This is a genomic window from Streptomyces sp. HUAS YS2 (assembly GCF_033343995.1).
GTDB classification, from domain to species: Bacteria; Actinomycetota; Actinomycetes; order Streptomycetales; family Streptomycetaceae; genus Streptomyces; species Streptomyces solicathayae.
Map to the genome: position 1 here is coordinate 6,383,055 of NZ_CP137573.1, position 14,096 is coordinate 6,397,150.

Here is a 14,096-nt window from a genome sequence, read left to right on the forward strand (position 1 = left end):
GCACTCTGCCGAGCCGGAAAACCCCTGGGCCACGGGTTTTCGCTTCTGTTAGCGTCGCGCGGCGTCCCGGGCGCGGGCCCCTGCCTCCGCTACGAGTTCGGCGTTGGACCGGGCCGGCGTCCCGTCCGGCAGGACGAGGGTGTCCTCCAGGCCGATCCGCGTGTCCAGGCCGGACGCCAGGGCCAGGTCGAGCACCGGCCAGGCGGCCCCCTCCTCGCCGTGCAGCAGGACCGGCCGGCCGTGCGCCGTTCCCAGTTCCGAGAGCAGGGCGCGCGCCGTCCCGACGGCCGTTGCCGGATCACGGTCCGTCACCTCGGCCAGCACCCGCAGGACGTGCGGCGCCAGCGGGGAGCGCAGGAACCGGGACGGGCCGTCCGTGCCCGACCACAGGCCCGCCTCCACCGCCACCCCGCGGTCGAGCAGCGCCGCGGCCAATTCCTCCGCACCCGGTTCGTGCCAGTTCACCGAGGCGTGGTCGGGCAGCACCGTCCAGGCGCGGACGCGTTCCACCCGCCGCACCGGGTCCGGCTCCGCCCAGGCGCCCGTCGTCACGCCCAGCGGCACGGAGACCGCCGACCGGATCGCCGGGAGCACCTGTGCGAGGACGCGCGGCGAGAGCGTGTCCCTGCCGCACGGCGTCTTCGGGTGGACATGGACGTCCGCGGCCCCGGCGGCGACCGCAGCGGCCGCCGACGCGGCCATCGCCCCGGGCGACATCGGCACCGCCGCCGCGTCCCCGGGGCCCCGGCTCCCGTTGAGACAGACCTGAATCATCGGCTCACGGGCTCACCGCGACACGGCTCACCGCATAACGGCTCACGGGCTCACCGCGACACGGCTCACCGCATAACGGCTCACGGTTCCCCGCATCACCGCTCCCTGCGTCACGCCGCCGACACCAGGCGCGCGTGCCCCGCCCCCGGCGTCAGGACCGCCGCCGGCAGCGTCACCCCGCACGTCCCGCACACCGGCTCGGGCCGCCGCTCGATCCGTGTCCCCGCGCAGACCGGGCAGTGCGCGCCCGGCGCGGCCCGCAGCGCGGATATGAGCCGGCGCAACACCTCGGCCAGCGGTTCCGACGGATGTACGGCCGGATCGTCGCACCGCGCGACCCCGTTGCCGCCCCACGTACGGCGGTGCCAGTCGTCCACCGAGCCGGGCCGGCGCAGTCCGCCGTGCTTCTCGCGGCGCCGCCGTGCGGCGAACTCCGCCTCGTACGCGAGCCACACCGCCCGCGCCTCCTCCAGCTCGTCGAGCGCGGCCACCAGCCGCCCCGGATCGGGGTCCCGGTCCTCCTGCCCGAACCCGTGCCTGCGGCACAGATGCGCCCAGGTCGCCCGGTGCCCGTACGGCGCGAACCGCTCCAGGCACTTGCGCAGCGAGTACCTCCGCAGCGCGGGATCGCACCCCGGATCACGTACCTGTCTGGCGAGACTCCGGAAACCGGCCATCGCTCCGCCACCTCCGTCGCTGGTGCTTCGGCGTCATGAGAGGGACGAACGAGTGGCCTTCCGTGTTCCATCGAAATTCCGATGGGAGCCATCAATGGCGTGGAAGCGACGGGTGGGAATGCGGCGGAACGTCCGCCTCCGCGCCCTCGTTCAGCGCCCGAAGCGGCCCGCCGACACCACCACCCGGGCCAGCTCCGGATGGCAGATGTCACTGTGCGCGCCCGACGGCGGCCCGCCGGTCCGCACCACCGACGCCGCGTCCACGTTGACGCACCCGGACCCCGGGACCCCGGACCGCAGCGCCTCGTCCAGCGTCAGGGACCGGGTGCCCGGCACCGCCTGGATGCCGTCGTGCCCGATCGCCCACCAGCGCCGGTCCAGGCCCACCACCTGCGAGTCGTCGCGGGCCAGCCGCGAGGCCAGCGGGTAGATGACCCCGAGCGCCGAGTCGTGCCGCGAGTAACAGGCGACCACGGGTCCGTCCACCCGCCGCTGCATGTCCCGCAGGGCGCCGGAGGCGTCCCGGTCGTGCGGCAGGCTCGACGCGAACGCGTAGTGGGAGAAGGCCCCTTGGAGGAGCGTCACGGACTTCACGTTCCGGGTCCCGGAGGGCAGTCCGCGCAGCGCGAAGGAGACCAGCCGGGCGCCCATGCTGTGGCCGACGAGATGCACCCGCAGGGCGGGGGTCGTCCTGGCGAGTTCCCCGAGCAGCGGCCCGAGGCCCCGCTCGCCGACCTTCCCGGCCCGCCGCTTCATCGTGTAGTACGTGGCCTGGCGCAGCGCCTCCTCGGCGCCCTTCCACAGCCGGCCGAGCCCGCCGCCGAACAGCGCCGGCCCGCCCCCGTCCGTCAGGGACTCCAGCGCCTCGGCGAACATCCCGTACACCTCGACCGGGTCCCCGGTCAGGAACTCCGGCACGCCCTCCTCGGCCCCGCCGTCCGGCACCGCGCCCGCCCGGCCGACGTCCGTGAGGTCCCGCAGCAGCGCCCCGAACTCCGCGAACGCCCCCTCGTCCGAGGGCCGTTCTGTCAGCAGCGCGCCGAGCCGCCCGACCGCGCCCTCCTTGCCCGGGAACTGCGCGGTCAGGCCCTCGAAGTCCGGGATCGGTTCGTCCGTGAACATCATCGACGGCCAGAACACGCCCGCGTAACCGACCCGCGCCCCGGCGCCCACCAGTCCGGGGAAGGGCGCCAGGAACGCCCCGTACAGCCGGGAGGCCACGGACCGTGAGCTGTTCCAGCCGTGCGCGAACAGCACCAGGTCGGTGACCCCGAGCCGGGCGAGGACCTCGCGCTGCCCCGCCGCGCCGTCGCCGTCCTTGTCGAACACGACCTCCAGGTACGGCTGCACACTCATGGGCCTGTCCCTCCGCGTCGAGGACCGCTGCCCTGGCAGCATCCTGCGGAACCGGAGGGACGACCAGACCTGCCGCAGCCGCTTACCTGTACAGCAGGTACCCCTCGCGCACCGACCGGAAGGCCGCCAGGTCGGCGTCCCAGGCCGCCACGACCTCGTCCGGCTCCGCGCCCGCGTCGACCAGGGTGCGCACCCGGGTCGAACCGGTCAGCTTGTCGATCCAGTTGTCCGGCCGCCAGGCGAAGCCGCTCCACGACCGCTTCGCCGTCACCAGCAGCGCGACGCCGGTCCGCACCGGGTCGAACGCCGCCCGGTCGTGCACGTGCAGCTGCACCCCGCCGACCGTCTTCCCCTGGAACTTGGAGAACGTCGGCGCGAAGTAGGCCTCCCGGAACCGGACGCCCGGCAGCTCCAGCGCGTTCGCCGCCTCGGCCCAGCGCCGGTCCACGCCCTCCGCACCGAGCAGCTCGAACGGCCGGGTCGTGCCCCGGCCCTCGGACAGGTTGGTGCCCTCGAACAGGCAGGTCCCGGAGTACACCAGGGCCGTGTCGGGCGTCGGCATGTTGGGGCTCGGCGGCACCCACGGCAGCCCGGTCGCGTCGAAGAACTCCGACCGCCGCCAGCCCGTCATCCGTACCGTCTCCAGCGCCACCGGCCGCGCCAGGAACTCCGCGTTGAACAGCAGCGCCAGCTCCGCCACCGTCATTCCGTGCGCCTGCGCGATCGGCTCGCGGCCCACGAAGGTCGCGAACGCCCGGTCCAGGACCGGACCGAGCGCCGCCCGCCCGGTCACCGGGTTGGGCCGGTCGAGGACCACGAACCGCTTGCCCGCCAGCGCGGCCGCGACCATGCAGTCGTACATCGTCCAGATGTAGGTGTAGAAGCGCGAGCCCACGTCCTGGATGTCGAAGACCACGGTGTCCACGCCCGAGGCGGTGAAGACGTCCGCCAGTGGCTGACCGCTCTTCAGGTACGTGTCGTACACCGGCAGCCCGGTCGCCGGGTCGTCGTAGCGCCCCTCCGAGCCGCCGGCCTGCGCCGTGCCCCGGAAGCCGTGCTCCGGCCCGAACACCGCGACCAGGTTCACCCGGTCGTCGGCGTGCATCACGTCGACGATGTGCCGGGCGTCGGGGCTGACGCCGGTGGGGTTGGTGACGACGCCGACCTTCTGTCCGGACAGCGCCGCGAAACCGTCGGCGGCCAGCCGCTCGAAGCCGGTGCGCACCCGCCCGCGCCGCTCGTCCTGGGCGCGCGCCGGCCCGCCGGTGACCGCGACCGCGCCCAGCGCGCCGCCGCCGGCCAGCAGGCCCCGTCTGGACAGGCTCATGCGGATACCTCCTTGATCGCCTTTCCTGACATGGCCACGCACGCTAGCGCGGAGTCGGCGGCGGGGGAACGAGGCGTGCGCACGGGGACTTCCCTCGCTACATACCGACTGGTTAGTCTGCTCGCGCGGTCCCACGGTCGCACGGTCGCAACGGAGAGGCGGGTATCGATGAGCTCGGTGCAGGGAGCGGGAGTGGTCGTCACGGGCGCGGGCGGCGGGATCGGTGCCGCGCTGGCCCGCCGGTTCGCCGCCGAGGGCGCGCGGGTCGTCGTCAACGACCTCGACCCCGGCCGCACCAAGGCGGTCGCCGACGAGATCGGCGCCACCGCCGTCCCCGGCGACGCCTCCGCGATCGTCGAGGAGGCCCGCGAGGCGCTCGGCGGCAGGGTCGACGTGTGGTGCGCCAACGCCGGGCTCGCCTCGCCCGGCGACGCCTTCGCCGACGAGGAGGTCTGGGCCGCCGCCTGGGACGTCAACGTCATGGCCCACGTCCGCGCCGCCCGCGCGCTGCTCCCCGACTGGCTGGAGCGCGGCAGCGGACGCTTCGTCTCCACCGTCTCCGCCGCCGGGCTGCTCACCATGGTCGGCGCGGCCCCGTACAGCGTCTCGAAGCACGGCGCGTACGCCTTCGCCGAATGGCTCTCGCTCACCTACCGGCACCGCGGGATCAAGGTCCACGCGATCTGCCCGCAGGGCGTGCGCACCGACATGCTGACCGCCGCCGGATCGGCCGGCGAACTCGTCCTCGCACCCACCGCCATCGAGCCCGAGGACGTCGCCGACGCCCTGTTCGAGGGCATCGAGGCCGACCGCTTCCTGATCCTGCCGCACCCCGAGGTCGCCGACTACTACCGCGCCCGGGCCGCCGACCCCGAACGCTGGCTCGGCAACATGAACCACATCCAGCGGAAGTGGGAAGGAGCGGGCGCGTGACGGACTCCAGGGAAGGCGTCGAATCGGTCTACGCGGCCATGCCGTGGCTGGCACAGCTCACCGACGCCCAGCGCGCGCCCGTCACCCCGCCGCCGACCGTCCTGCACGCCTTCCGGGCCGCCGCGGCCGCCCACCCCGACCGCGCCGCCCTCGCCTACTTCGACGGCCGGCTGAGCTACCGCGAGACCGACGCGCTCTCCGACTCCGTCGCCGGACACCTCGCCGCCCGCGGCCTCGGCCGCGGCGACCGGGTGGCGGTCATGCTCCAGAACAGCCCGCACTTCGTGCTCGCGCTGCTCGGCGCGTGGAAGGCCGGTGCGACGGTCGTCCCGCTCAACCCGATGTACAAGTCCGCCGAGGTGGCGCACGTCCTGGACGACTCCGGCGCCACCGCCCTCGTCTGCGCCGACCGGACCTGGCACGCCTACCTGCGGGAGACCGCCGCCGCCTCCCCGGTCCGCATCGTCCTGACCGCCTGCGAGCGCGAGCTGCAGACCCGCGACGACCCGCGGGTCCTCGGCTTCGAGCCCGCCCCCGTCCCGGCCGACGAGGCGGACGACCTGCTCACCGTCGCCCGCGCCGGCCACCCGGCCCCCGAGGACCGCACGCCCGGCACCGACGACATCGCCCTGATCAGCTACACCTCCGGCACCAGCGGCACCCCCAAGGGCGCCATGAACCTGCACCGGGGCATCGTCCACAACGCGGAGCGCCAGCGCACCGGCCACCCCGTCCCGCCCGGTGGCACGTACTTCGCGCTCGCCCCGCTCTTCCACATCACCGGCATGGTCTGCGAGCTCGGCGCCTGCTTCGCCAACGCGGGCACCCTCGCCCTCGCGTACCGCTTCGACGCCGGGGTCGTCCTCGACGCCTTCCTGGAGCACCGCCCGGCGTACACCGTCGGCCCGTCCACCGCGTTCATGGCGCTCGCCGCCCATCCCGGCGTCACCCGCGACCACTTCGCCTCCTTCCTGGTGATCTCCTCGGGCGGGGCCCCCGTGCCGCCCGCCCTGGTGGAGCGGTTCCGGGCCGGCTTCGGCCCGTACATCCGCAACGGCTACGGCCTGACCGAGTGCACCGCCCCCTGCGCCGCCGTCCCCCCGGAGAAGGACGCCCCGGTCGACCCGGCCTCCGGCACCCTCTCCGTCGGCGTGCCGGGACCCGACACGCTCGTCCGGATCCTCGACGAGGAGGGCCGCGAGGTCCCGTTCGGCACGCAGGGCGAGATAGCCGTGCGCGGACCGCAGGTCGTGCCCGGGTACTGGCGGCTCCCCGAGGCCACCGCGCAGACCTTCCCGGACGGCGAACTGCGCACCGGAGACATCGGCTTCATGGACCCCGAGGGCTGGCTGTACGTCGTCGACCGCAAGAAGGACATGATCAACGCCTCCGGGTTCAAGGTCTGGCCCCGCGAGGTCGAGGACGTGCTCTACACCCACCCGGCCGTCCGCGAGGCCGCGGTCGTGGGCGTCCCCGACGCCTACCGGGGCGAGTCGGTGAAGGCGTACGTCAGCCTGCGCCCCGGCGCCGCCGCCGGGCCCGCCGAGCTCTCCGCGTACTGCGAGGAGCGGCTGGCGGCGTACAAGTACCCACGCGAGGTCGAGATCCTGGCGGAGCTGCCCAAGACGACAAGTGGGAAGATCCTCAGAAGGGAACTGCGTTCCCGGAAGTAGCGTCGCAAGCAGGACACGGATCACGAGAGAAAGGTGGCGGCACATGGCCAGGACGACGGACGGGAGCGGTACGCCCGTCCCGCAGAGGCTGCTGGCCGCCGCCACCCGGCTCTTCGCCGAGCAGGGGTACGACCGGACCTCCGTACAGGAGATCGTCGAGGCGGCCGGCGTCACCAAGGGCGCGCTGTACCACTACTTCGGCTCCAAGGAGGACCTGCTCCAGGAGGTCTACGCGCGGGTACTGCGCCTCCAGCAGGAGCGCCTCGACGCCTTCGCCGACGCCGACGAGCCGATCGAGAAGCGGCTGCGGGGCGCCGCGGCCGACGTGGTGGTCACCACCATCGAGAACCTCGACGACGCCTCGATCTTCTTCCGCTCGATGCACCACCTGAGCCCGGAGAAGAACAAGCAGGTGCGGTCCGAGCGCCGGCGCTACCACGAGCGGTTCCGGGCGCTGATCGAGGAGGGCCAGCAGAGCGGGGTGTTCTCCTCCGCGACCCCGGCCGACCTGGTGGTCGACTACCACTTCGGCTCGGTGCACCACCTGTCCACCTGGTACCGCCCCGACGGTCCGCTCACTCCGCAGCAGGTCGCCGACCACCTGGCCGACCTGCTGCTCCGGGCGCTGCGCCCGTAGCGGCGTGCCCGGCCACCCGGATCGGGCGGTCGGGCACGCGGAACATGCGGTCGGGCAGGCGGATCATGCGGCCGGGCAGGCGGGGGCTCAGCGGTACTTCTTCAGCTCCTGACGCGCCAGCGACCGCTGGTGCACCTCGTCCGGACCGTCCGCCAGCTTCAGCGTCCGCGCCCCGGCCCAGAGTTCGGCCAGCGGGAAGTCCTGCGAGACGCCGCCCGCGCCGTGCAGCTGGACCGCCTTGTCGATGATGTCCACCACCGCGCGCGGGGTGGCGATCTTGATGGCCTGGATCTCCGTGTGCGCGCCCCGGTTGCCGACGGTGTCCATCAGCCAGGCGGTCTTCAGGACCAGCAGCCGCAGCTGCTCGATCGTCACCCGTGCGTCCGCGATCCAGTTCTGCACCACGCCCTGCTGGGCGAGCGCCTTGCCGAAGGCGTTGCGGGAGACCGCGCGGCGGCACATCAGCTCCACGGCCCGCTCGGCCATGCCGATCAGCCGCATGCAGTGGTGGATCCGGCCCGGGCCGAGCCGGGCCTGGGCGATGCCGAAGCCGCCGCCCTCCTCGCCGATCAGGTTCGCGGCGGGCACCCGGACGTCCTCGAAGACCACCTCGGCGTGGCCGCCGTGGGAGTGGTCCTCGTACCCGTACACCTGCATCGCGCGCCGCACGTCCAGGCCCGGGGTGTCCCGGGGGACGAGGATCATCGACTGCTGGCGGCGGATGTCCGGGCCGTCCGGGTCGGTCTTGCCCATGACGATGAAGATCCTGCAGTCCGGGTTCATCGCCCCGGAGATGTACCACTTGCGGCCGTTGATGACGTAGTCGTCGCCGTCGCGCGTGATCCGGGTCTCGATGTTGGTGGCGTCCGAGGAGGCCACCTCCGGCTCCGTCATGGCGAACGCGGACCGGATCTCCCCGGCGAGCAGCGGCTCCAGCCACTGCTTGCGCTGCGCCTCGTCGCCGAAGAGGGCCAGCACCTCCATGTTTCCGGTGTCCGGGGCCGCGCAGTTCAGTGCGGTCGGCGCCAACTGCGGGCTGCGGCCGGTGATCTCGGCCAGCGGCGCGTACTGGAGGTTGGTGAGCCCCGCGCCGTACGCGCTGTCCGGAAGGAAGAGGTTCCACAGGCCCTGCCGCCGGGCCTCGGCCTTCAGGTCCTCCACGACCTGCGGGGTGTCCCACGGCGAGGCGAGCCGGGCCCGCTGCTCGTGCGCGACCTCCTCGGCCGGGTAGACGAACTCGTCCATGAAGGCCAGCAGTTTCGCCCGCAGTTCCTCGGTCCGGGCGTCGAATGCGAAGTCCATGCGGGGTCAGCCTTCCTGGAGGGTGGTGAGGCCGTGCTCGATGAAGACGGGGACCAGGTCGCCGATCCGGTCGAAGCCGGCGCCGACGGTCTGCCCGAGGGTGTAGCGGTAGTGGATGCCCTCGAGGATCACGGCGAGCTTGAACCACGCGAAGGCCGTGTACCAGGAGAGGCCGGAGGTGTCGCGGCCCGAGCGGGCTGCGTACCGCTCGATCAGCTCGGCCGGGTCGGGGTGCCCGGCGGCGCCGGCCGTGGTGCTGACGGGCGAGTCGGGCAGGTCCAGCTTCGCGCTGTACATCACGAGCAGGCCGAGATCGGTCAGCGGGTCGCCGAGGGTGGACATCTCCCAGTCCAGGACGGCCTTGATCCGGTCGTCCTCGCCGATCAGCACGTTGTCCAGCCGGTAGTCGCCGTGCACGACCGTCGGCGCGGGGGAGACCGGCAGCGCGCGGCCGAGGGCGGCGTGCAGTTCGTCGATGCCGGGCAGCTCGCGGTTGCGAGAGGCGTCCAGCTGCTTGCCCCAGCGGCGCAGCTGGCGGTCGAGGAAGCCTTCGGGGCGGCCGAAGTCGCCGAGGCCGACGGCGGCGGGGTCGACGGCGTGCAGGTCGACCAGCGTGTCGACGAGGCCGAGGACGGCGGCGCGGGTGCGCTCCGGGCCGAGCGGGGCGAGCTGCTCCGCCGAGCGGTACAGGGTGCCGGCCACGAACTCCATGACGTAGAACGGCGATCCGAGCACCGACTCGTCCTCGCAGAGCAGCACCGGCTCCGGGACGGGCACGCCGGTCGGGTGCAGCGCGCTGATCACCCGGTGCTCGCGCTTCATGTCGTGCGCGGTGGCCAGGACGTGGCCGAGCGGCGGGCGGCGCACCACCCACCGGCCGGCGCCGTCGGTGACGACGTACGTGAGATTGGAGCGGCCGCCCTCGATGAGCCGGGCGCGGAGCGGTCCGCTCACCAGACCGGGCCGCTCGCGGTCGAGGAAGCCGCGCAGCCGCTCGGGGTCGAGGCCTGGTGGGGGACTGGAGCTCATGGTGCGTACCTCCGGGACGGGAGTGGCAGACCGGTCGCCGCCATCATGACCGACCAGTCGGTATGTAGTCCAGAGGGGTCCCGCCGGAACGCCGGACAGGGGGCTGTCGGGCCGGCCCGACAGCCCCCTGATTCCGGCCCCCGGGCGGGCCTCAGGCGTGGCAGGCGACCGGCACGCCGCCGTTCATCGCCGCCATGTCGCCGAAGACCGCCGCCGGGTCGAGCGGCGAGCCGGGCGGCAGCCCGTCCAGCTCGGCGTACGCCCGGTGCAGGTTGGCCACCAGCCGCTCGCTCTCCCGCCAGGCCGCGAACTCGCCGAGGTCGGCCGTGCGCGCGGCCTCCAGCGGGCTCGCGCCCCTGGTGTGCCCCTCGCGGGCCAGCTCGGCGACCCAGCGCAGATAGCGCTCCGTCGCGTCGTACGCGGACGGGTCCGTCACCGGCCCGTGCCCCGGCACCACCCGCTCCGCGTCCAGCGAGCGCAGCATCTCCAGGGCGCGCAGCGAACCGGCGACCGACCCCATCGGCACGAACGGCGTCCCGCCGTGGAAGATCAGGTCGCCGGTGAACACCACGCCCTGCTCCGGGAGATGGACGACGGAGTCGCCGGTGGTGTGCGCGACGCCCGGGTGCACCAGCCGGACCTCGAGCCCGCCGACGTGCAGGGTCAGCCGCTCGCTGTACGTGAGGGAGGGCGGCGTGATCCGGATCTCGCCGAAGTCGGTCTGCGGCCACAGCAGATGGAGCTGCCGTCCGGCGGCGAGCTGCTCGGTCCGGCAGGAGTCGTGCCCGACGACCCGCGCGGCCGGCGTGAACACCCCGTTGCCGTAGGTGTGGTCGCCGTGGTGATGGGTGTTGACGATCGTGCGGGGCAGCGGAAGTCCCGCGCCGAGCACCGCGTCCCGCAGCAGCAGCGCGCGGCGCTCGGTCGCCGCCGTGTCCACCAGGAGGCTCTCCCCGGCGTCGCCGAGGATGCCCGCGTTGTTGAGGCACCAGCCGCCGTCGGGCTGCACGAACGCGTGCACTCCCGGGGCGAGTCGGACGGTGTAAGGATCGGTCGCGGCCATGAGAATCCCCCCGGCGGGCTCGACGGTTCGGCGAAAGCCTGCCAGTCGGACCGCCGCGGGGGAAAGCCGGGCGCGCGCCCGGGGGCACCGCTCGGCTCAGTGGTCGTCCCAGTGGTTGCCGTGCGCCGCGTGCCGGTGTCCGTCGTGCATGTAGTCGAGGTGGTCGCCGTGCGTGACGGCGGTGTGGCCGCACTCCGGCCCGTGTGTGTGGTCCGGGTGTGTGTGCTGGACGTGGTTCACGGGCTCGCACTCGTCCCAGTGGCCGGAGTGCTCGCGGTGCAGGTGCCCGTCGTGGGCGTAGTCGAGGTGGTCCCCGTGCTCGACGGCGGTGTGCCCGCACGTCGGCCCGTGGGTGTGCGCGTGGGTGGGGTGCTCGTGGTGGAGGAGGGTCATGACGTCGCCTCTGTGAGGGGAGTGGTGACCTCCTCAGGCTAGTCCGAAATGCCCGAGTCGTCCTCGTCCCAGCCCTGTGCCGTGACGAACGCGTCGCCGTGCTCCGCGGACCATCGCCCGAGCGCCTCGATCGGGCCGAGCAGCGTCCGCCCCAGCGCGGTCAGCGCGTACTCGACGCGCTGTGACCCGTCGTACGCACGCCGCTCCACCAGTCCGTACCCGCTCAGCCGGCGCAGCGTCTCGGTGAGCACCTTGGCGCTGATCCCGCCGATCTCCGCCCGCAGTTCGCCCGGGCGGCGCGGCCCCTCAGCGAGGGCGTACAGGAGCACCGGATTCCAGGTGTTCGCCAGCAGGTCGAACCCGAGCCGGGCCCGGCAGTCGGCCAGTAACCGGTCGGTCATCGGCCGCACCGCCCGCTCACGCACCATCCGGTAACCATGGCTTTTCCTAACGTCGTTCGCATCACCCGGGAGCACCCGTGCCGTCCCGGACCACCCAGGTCATCACACATCACAGGGAGCGGACATGCGCATAGGAATACTCGGCACCGGCAACATGGCGGAGGCACTCGGCGGCCAGTGGGCCCGGGCCGGACACGAGATCCTCGTCGGCGGCCGGAGCGCCGAGCGGGCCGCCGCCCTCGCCGGGCGGATCGGCGCCCGCGCCGGCACTCTCAAGGAGGCGGCCCGGTTCGGCGAGGCCGTCCTGCTCGCCCTCCCGCACGACACCGTGCTCGACGTGCTCGGGGGCGCCGGCGACCTGGGCGACCGGATCCTGATCGACTGCACCAACGCCATCGGCCCCGGCCTGCTGCTCACCACCGGCCCCGGCCCGGGCGCGGCCCGGCGCATCGCCGCGGCCACCGGAGCCCGGGTGGTGAAGGCGTTCAACCACGTCACCCCGACGGTGTGGAGCCGCACCCCGCCGGTCTTCGCCGACGGTCCGCTGACCGTCCCGCTCTGCGGGGACGACGCGGACGCCCTCGCCGCCGTCGCCGGGCTGGCGAAGGACATGGGCTGCGATCCGCTGGTCGCCGGTCCGCTGGCCCGCGCCGATCTGCTGGAGGCGACCACCGCGTTCCTCATCGGCTTCTGGCACGCCGGCCGGGACCCGCGCACCATGCTGCCGCCGCCGGCGGCGCTCGGCGGCTGACGCCCGCCCGGGGGAGTCCCGCTTGCGGCGGCTGGGGAGCGCCCCGATGGTTCGGGGTATGAAGGCGATCAGCTACAGCCGGTACGGCGGTCCCGAGGTGCTGGAGTACGGCGACCGGCCGCAGCCCAAGATCGGGCCCGACGGGGTGCTCGTCAAGGTGCGCGCGGCGGCGGTCAACCCGGTCGACCGGAAGGCCCAGGCCGGCCACCTGGACGGGATGCTGGACGCTGTCTTCCCCGTGATCCCGGGCTGGGACGTGTCCGGGGTCGTCGTCCAGCCCGGCGTCTCGGTCACCGAGTTCGCGGTCGGCGACGAGGTCATGGGCTACGTCCGCGAGGACTTCCTGTCCCGGGGCACCTTCGCCGAGTACGTTGCCGCGCCGGTGCGCACCCTGGCCCGCAAACCGCGCAACATGAGCTTCGAGGAGTCCGCCGCGCTGCCGCTGGCCGGGCTCACCGCGTACCAGGCACTGCACCGGGCCCTGCGGGTCCGCGCGGACGAGACCGTGCTCGTGCACGCGGCGGCGGGCGGGGTCGGTTCCGCCGCCGTTCAGATCGCCCGGCATCTCGGCGCACGGGTGATCGGCGCGGCCCGCGAGCCGGGCCAGGACCGGATCCGCGAGCTGGGCGCCGAGCCGGTCGTCTACGACGAGTCGTCCTTCGTCGACCAGGTCCGCGCGCTGGCGCCGGACGGCGTGGACGCGGCCCTCGACACCATCGGCGGCACGTTCCTCAAGCAGACCCTCGACGTCCTCGCCCCCGAGGGCCGTCTCGTCTCGATCGCGGACGGCGAGGTGATCGGCCTCGGCGGCCGGTACGTCTGGGTGCGCCCCGACGCCGAGGACCTGGCCGCCCTGGCCCGCCTGGCCGAGGAGGGCGCGCTCACGGTCCGGGTGGCCCGGACGTACCCCCTGGAGGAGACGGCCGAGGCCCACCGCGCCCACACCGAGGGCGGCCTGAACGGCAAGGTCGTGGTCACCGTCCCGTGGACGGACCCGGGCGAGGCGGACTAGGCCGCACGCCGGCCGGGTCCGGGCGACCGTCGAGCGGGGCGGCCCGGATCGTCCGGCCGTCACACCACCACGGCCACCCCGAAGGCGGCCAGCGCGATCGTCGCGCCCGCCGCCAGCAGGGCGGCCCGGTGCGACAGGGTCTCGGGGCGCGCGGCGCCCAGGGCCTGGATCCGGCGGTGCGCGACCGCGAGGAACCCCAGCCATACCAGTACCGACAGCGCCGCGCCGAACAGGCCGGCCGCCGTCACCTCGTCGTGGATCGCCTGCTTCGCGGCGAACACCGCCACCACCGTCGCCGACAGGGTCGTGCGCCGCCACGCCAGCCGCGTCCGCTCCGGCTGCAGTCCCGGATCGCGGCCCTGGGTCACCGGCCCGCCCAGCCGAACAGCACGACCACCACCATCGCCACCGCCACCACGGCCACCGTGAGGCTCAGTACCGTCGGGAACCGCGACACCGGCAGGTCCTCCCCGCGCCGCATCGCACGCTCGCAGCGCACCCAGTGGTTCACCGCCCGCAGCGAGCACAGCACGCCCGCGCCGAGCAGCGCCAGCGCGAGCCCCACCCGTACGCCCCAGCGCAGGTCGGGCAGGAACTGGTCGACCGCGAAACCGCCGCCGACCAGCGCCAGGCCGGTCCGGAGCCAGGCCAGGAAGGTCCGCTCGTTCGCCAGCGAGAAGCGGTAGTCGGGGGTCTCGCCCTCCTCCCGGATCCGCTGCGGCGAGAACCACAGGCGCAGGCTCTGCACGAAGTCGCTCACGCGGGCAC

At 73.8% G+C, this 14,096-nt stretch carries 16 protein-coding genes; 5 read left to right on the top strand and 11 right to left on the bottom strand.

The window, feature by feature from the left end:
• Positions 1-48: 48 nt before the first annotated feature.
• The 4 genes from R2D22_RS29570 to R2D22_RS29585 all read right to left on the bottom strand — a co-directional run bounded on the left by R2D22_RS29570 (position 49) and on the right by R2D22_RS29585 (position 4,134).
• The gene (locus tag R2D22_RS29570) at positions 49-774 is read right to left on the bottom strand and encodes a 3-keto-5-aminohexanoate cleavage protein (protein WP_318107777.1); all 726 of its coding nucleotides are present in this window, start codon (positions 772-774) and stop codon (positions 49-51) included.
• A gap of 110 nt (positions 775-884) precedes the next feature.
• A complete protein-coding gene (locus tag R2D22_RS29575) occupies positions 885-1,451 on the bottom strand; it encodes a hypothetical protein (protein ID WP_318107778.1) in 567 nt (188 codons plus the stop codon).
• Between the two features lie 150 nt (positions 1,452-1,601).
• Positions 1,602-2,807, bottom strand: a complete 1,206-nt coding sequence (locus R2D22_RS29580; protein ID WP_318107779.1) for an alpha/beta hydrolase — start codon at positions 2,805-2,807, stop codon at positions 1,602-1,604.
• 82 nt (positions 2,808-2,889) lie between these two features.
• A complete protein-coding gene (locus tag R2D22_RS29585) occupies positions 2,890-4,134 on the bottom strand; it encodes an exo-beta-N-acetylmuramidase NamZ family protein (RefSeq protein WP_318107780.1) in 1,245 nt (414 codons plus the stop codon).
• Positions 4,135-4,302: 168 nt separating this feature from the next.
• Between R2D22_RS29585 and R2D22_RS29590 the strand changes: the two genes are divergently transcribed.
• Genes R2D22_RS29590 through R2D22_RS29600 form a run of 3 tightly spaced genes read left to right on the top strand, consistent with a single transcriptional unit; the run spans position 4,303 to position 7,377 of the window.
• Positions 4,303-5,067, top strand: a complete 765-nt coding sequence (locus R2D22_RS29590) for an SDR family oxidoreductase (protein WP_318107781.1) — start codon at positions 4,303-4,305, stop codon at positions 5,065-5,067.
• Between the two features lie 38 nt (positions 5,068-5,105).
• Positions 5,106-6,740 (top strand): AMP-binding protein, encoded by a 1,635-nt coding sequence (locus R2D22_RS29595; protein WP_318110071.1) that lies wholly within the window; start codon positions 5,106-5,108, stop codon positions 6,738-6,740.
• Positions 6,741-6,783: 43 nt separating this feature from the next.
• Complete coding sequence (locus R2D22_RS29600) at positions 6,784-7,377, top strand: TetR/AcrR family transcriptional regulator (protein ID WP_318107782.1); 594 nt, start codon at positions 6,784-6,786, stop codon at positions 7,375-7,377.
• 87 nt (positions 7,378-7,464) lie between these two features.
• Here R2D22_RS29600 and R2D22_RS29605 read toward each other — a convergent pair whose 3' ends face one another.
• The 5 genes from R2D22_RS29605 to R2D22_RS29625 all read right to left on the bottom strand — a co-directional run bounded on the left by R2D22_RS29605 (position 7,465) and on the right by R2D22_RS29625 (position 11,565).
• A complete protein-coding gene (locus R2D22_RS29605; protein WP_318107784.1) occupies positions 7,465-8,679 on the bottom strand; it encodes an acyl-CoA dehydrogenase family protein in 1,215 nt (404 codons plus the stop codon).
• Positions 8,680-8,685: 6 nt separating this feature from the next.
• Positions 8,686-9,708, bottom strand: a complete 1,023-nt coding sequence (locus tag R2D22_RS29610; RefSeq protein WP_318107786.1) for a phosphotransferase family protein — start codon at positions 9,706-9,708, stop codon at positions 8,686-8,688.
• 151 nt (positions 9,709-9,859) lie between these two features.
• On the bottom strand, positions 9,860-10,771 hold the full coding sequence (locus tag R2D22_RS29615; protein ID WP_318107787.1) for an MBL fold metallo-hydrolase: 912 nt from the start codon (positions 10,769-10,771) through the stop codon (positions 9,860-9,862).
• A 96-nt stretch (positions 10,772-10,867) separates the two neighbouring features.
• Positions 10,868-11,164, bottom strand: coding sequence for a hypothetical protein (locus tag R2D22_RS29620; protein ID WP_318107788.1), 297 nt, complete (start codon positions 11,162-11,164; stop codon positions 10,868-10,870).
• A gap of 38 nt (positions 11,165-11,202) precedes the next feature.
• Positions 11,203-11,565, bottom strand: a complete 363-nt coding sequence (locus R2D22_RS29625) for a winged helix-turn-helix transcriptional regulator (RefSeq protein ID WP_318107789.1) — start codon at positions 11,563-11,565, stop codon at positions 11,203-11,205.
• Positions 11,566-11,689: 124 nt separating this feature from the next.
• Between R2D22_RS29625 and R2D22_RS29630 the strand changes: the two genes are divergently transcribed.
• Together R2D22_RS29630 and R2D22_RS29635 are read left to right on the top strand one after the other, a co-directional pair.
• Entirely contained in the window at positions 11,690-12,316 is a 627-nt protein-coding gene (locus tag R2D22_RS29630; protein WP_318107790.1) for an NADPH-dependent F420 reductase, read from the top strand.
• Between the two features lie 58 nt (positions 12,317-12,374).
• A complete protein-coding gene (locus tag R2D22_RS29635) occupies positions 12,375-13,328 on the top strand; it encodes an NADP-dependent oxidoreductase (protein WP_318107791.1) in 954 nt (317 codons plus the stop codon).
• 59 nt (positions 13,329-13,387) lie between these two features.
• Here R2D22_RS29635 and R2D22_RS29640 read toward each other — a convergent pair whose 3' ends face one another.
• Together R2D22_RS29640 and R2D22_RS29645 are read right to left on the bottom strand one after the other, a co-directional pair.
• A complete protein-coding gene (locus R2D22_RS29640; RefSeq protein WP_318107792.1) occupies positions 13,388-13,696 on the bottom strand; it encodes a DUF202 domain-containing protein in 309 nt (102 codons plus the stop codon).
• Complete coding sequence (locus R2D22_RS29645) at positions 13,693-14,088, bottom strand: YidH family protein (protein ID WP_318107793.1); 396 nt, start codon at positions 14,086-14,088, stop codon at positions 13,693-13,695. The genes R2D22_RS29640 and R2D22_RS29645 overlap by 4 nt, the downstream gene beginning before the upstream one ends.
• Positions 14,089-14,096: the final 8 nt, after the last annotated feature.

Bases quoted from the DNA above. Each gene is read 5' to 3' on its own strand.
- R2D22_RS29570 (WP_318107777.1), bottom strand. From the start codon at position 774: ATGATTCAGGTCTGTCTCAACGGGAGCCGGGGCCCCGGGGACGCGGCG.
- R2D22_RS29580 (WP_318107779.1), bottom strand. From the start codon at position 2,807: ATGAGTGTGCAGCCGTACCTGGAGGTCGTGTTCGACAAGGACGGCGAC.
- R2D22_RS29575 (WP_318107778.1), bottom strand. From the start codon at position 1,451: ATGGCCGGTTTCCGGAGTCTCGCCAGACAGGTACGTGATCCGGGGTGC.
- R2D22_RS29600 (WP_318107782.1), top strand. From the start codon at position 6,784: ATGGCCAGGACGACGGACGGGAGCGGTACGCCCGTCCCGCAGAGGCTG.
- R2D22_RS29605 (WP_318107784.1), bottom strand. From the start codon at position 8,679: ATGGACTTCGCATTCGACGCCCGGACCGAGGAACTGCGGGCGAAACTG.
- R2D22_RS29585 (WP_318107780.1), bottom strand. From the start codon at position 4,134: ATGAGCCTGTCCAGACGGGGCCTGCTGGCCGGCGGCGGCGCGCTGGGC.
- R2D22_RS29620 (WP_318107788.1), bottom strand. From the start codon at position 11,164: ATGACCCTCCTCCACCACGAGCACCCCACCCACGCGCACACCCACGGG.
- R2D22_RS29635 (WP_318107791.1), top strand. From the start codon at position 12,375: ATGAAGGCGATCAGCTACAGCCGGTACGGCGGTCCCGAGGTGCTGGAG.
- R2D22_RS29595 (WP_318110071.1), top strand. From the start codon at position 5,106: ATGCCGTGGCTGGCACAGCTCACCGACGCCCAGCGCGCGCCCGTCACC.
- R2D22_RS29610 (WP_318107786.1), bottom strand. From the start codon at position 9,708: ATGAGCTCCAGTCCCCCACCAGGCCTCGACCCCGAGCGGCTGCGCGGC.
- R2D22_RS29630 (WP_318107790.1), top strand. From the start codon at position 11,690: ATGCGCATAGGAATACTCGGCACCGGCAACATGGCGGAGGCACTCGGC.
- R2D22_RS29590 (WP_318107781.1), top strand. From the start codon at position 4,303: ATGAGCTCGGTGCAGGGAGCGGGAGTGGTCGTCACGGGCGCGGGCGGC.
- R2D22_RS29615 (WP_318107787.1), bottom strand. From the start codon at position 10,771: ATGGCCGCGACCGATCCTTACACCGTCCGACTCGCCCCGGGAGTGCAC.
- R2D22_RS29625 (WP_318107789.1), bottom strand. From the start codon at position 11,565: ATGACCGACCGGTTACTGGCCGACTGCCGGGCCCGGCTCGGGTTCGAC.